Genomic DNA, 1,988 nt, shown 5'->3' on the forward strand with positions numbered 1-1,988 from the left:
AACCTATCCCATGTGTGACTTTGCTTCTCTACAACGCTCTAAACAAGAAAATTTTTAAAAAATACGAAGAGAAATCTTCCAAGCTAAGTTTCACGTTTTGCAGAAGGTCTAATGTTGTTGGTTAGTGTATATGTTGATAAGTAAATTTCTGTTGTTGTGTACTAAAACTAATTAACATATACACTAATTATAATCTGTAGATATAAAATAGGAGCATTTTCTATGGTAGACTCAATTACTATTCGTGCCTCAAATCCGGCTTTTAAAGCCAACTCCTTTGTTCCAGGATCATTTCCTGATTCTAAGCTTTACAAATAGCTAGTTCTGCTTTTGCTATGCTGGCATTAATACTTTGAATAATTCTATCAATACTATTACTAACTTCAACATTAAGTATCTTTTTTTCCAAACATTGTGCACTCTATATTCCACACTATTCCAGAATTATCCCGAAGTGGCGGAGAATGTACTTTATATTCACGATCATTAATAATAAAAATATCTCCCACAATTGGTTGTAATATATCAAAAACACTTACCTCAAGAAAAAGCATTTCTCCGATAAATTTTCCATCGCCAACTTCATGAAGCTTATCCGGCTGTGTTTTCAGCACACGTACGAAATGCGATTGCCCTTTATTTTTAGATTGGTATAATACTTCTTGTCCAAGGTGTAGAAAACAGTCTGCAAATAACTTCCTCACGCTCATGCTGCAGTAACTTTGATTAATAGCCTCTTTTAAACTACTAAACTTCCAGCCAACCTTCTAGCCCTATAGTTCTTGATATGATTTGGATCAAAGGCCTTTTTTGAACTTAAAACACCAAAAACTATATGAAGTAACTTACGCATTGCAGCTCCCACAATTGCCATGTTGTGCTTGCCTTTTTCTTTCAACTTTTCACAAAAAGCTATAACAATAGGATTGTGATTCTTAGCTACTATAGCAGGAAAGTATATTGCCTTACATAATGTTCGTGAACCGGATTTACTTAATCTGGGTTTGGCATACACAGATGAACCTGACGTTATATTTTGTGGTATAGTTCCAGCATATGCTGCCAATTGCCTTGCATTGATAAAAGCCTTTATATCAGGAACTTCAGCTAAAATAGCTATTGCTGAATTCTCTCCTATTCCTGGAATAGTCAATAGGAGTTGAAAATCTTCCCACAATTCTTTGTGTTGTTTTAATAGTTCACGTATGGAGTTTTTTATTGTTTCTATTGATTGTTCTATATCCATTGCAAGGTTTTTCCAAGCATTTACAACTTCTTCAGGTAGTCTCTCTTTTTTTTCTAAGTGGTTATTTGCTAATGTCAATTCATCTTTTAATGCAGCTGAACAACGATAAAAATGTTTTAATTTTTTCTTTTCAGGAGAAGGTGGTGTCCAACGAGAAGGTTCCTGTCTTTGACAATAGTCTGCAATAATCTCTGCATCAGTCTGATCATTCTTTTGTCGTACAAGCTTACTCCTTGCATAAGACTTTATGCAATAAGGATTTATTACACTAATAAAATGTCCAGTATTATGTAGAAATTCAGCTAAAGCTTCACTATAACAACCAGTAGCTTCCATACAAGCCTTTACTTGCTCTACATTATGTTTTTGTAGAAAGCTCAGTAGACCTTGAAACCCAGAATCATCATTTTTAAAATTCCTTTTTCTACTTTCACGCTTTCCTTTTTTACTTATGAATGAGAGAGAAACATCAAAGCGTTCTTTTGAAACATCTATACCTAAAAAGTTGTTGATCATATATAACTCCATGTATTACTATTAAAAAAGTAAAGCTAACCTTGTGAATACAGAATTAGAACCATTTAAGTCTTTCTACGATACCGTCCAGCCTTTACTTTTGAGGAGGAAGCTCTTGTCTGATGCACAGATTTAATATCTAAGGACGTTTTCAAAGTTCTTTCCTCCTCCACCTAATACTTAAGCTTAAAATATTAGATGTTTTTTTCAAGATACAAGGGCGTTT

General features: G+C 33.8%; 2 protein-coding genes. Both read right to left on the bottom strand.

Features of this window, described 5'->3' with window-relative positions; genetic code table 11:
- Positions 1 to 389: 389 nt before the first annotated feature.
- Positions 390 to 710 carry a head-tail joining protein gene (locus IC220_RS07280; protein WP_188153762.1) on the bottom strand — a complete coding sequence of 107 codons (321 nt, stop codon included), beginning with the start codon at positions 708 to 710 and terminating at the stop codon, positions 390 to 392.
- 29 nt (positions 711 to 739) lie between these two features.
- On the bottom strand, positions 740 to 1,762 hold the full coding sequence (locus tag IC220_RS07285; protein ID WP_188153763.1) for an IS110 family RNA-guided transposase: 1,023 nt from the start codon (positions 1,760 to 1,762) through the stop codon (positions 740 to 742).
- Between the last annotated feature and the right edge of the window lie 226 nt (positions 1,763 to 1,988).

Origin of the sequence: Wolbachia endosymbiont of Pentalonia nigronervosa (genome assembly GCF_014534705.1) — a bacterium.
In the GTDB taxonomy this organism is placed as follows: domain Bacteria; phylum Pseudomonadota; class Alphaproteobacteria; order Rickettsiales; family Anaplasmataceae; genus Wolbachia.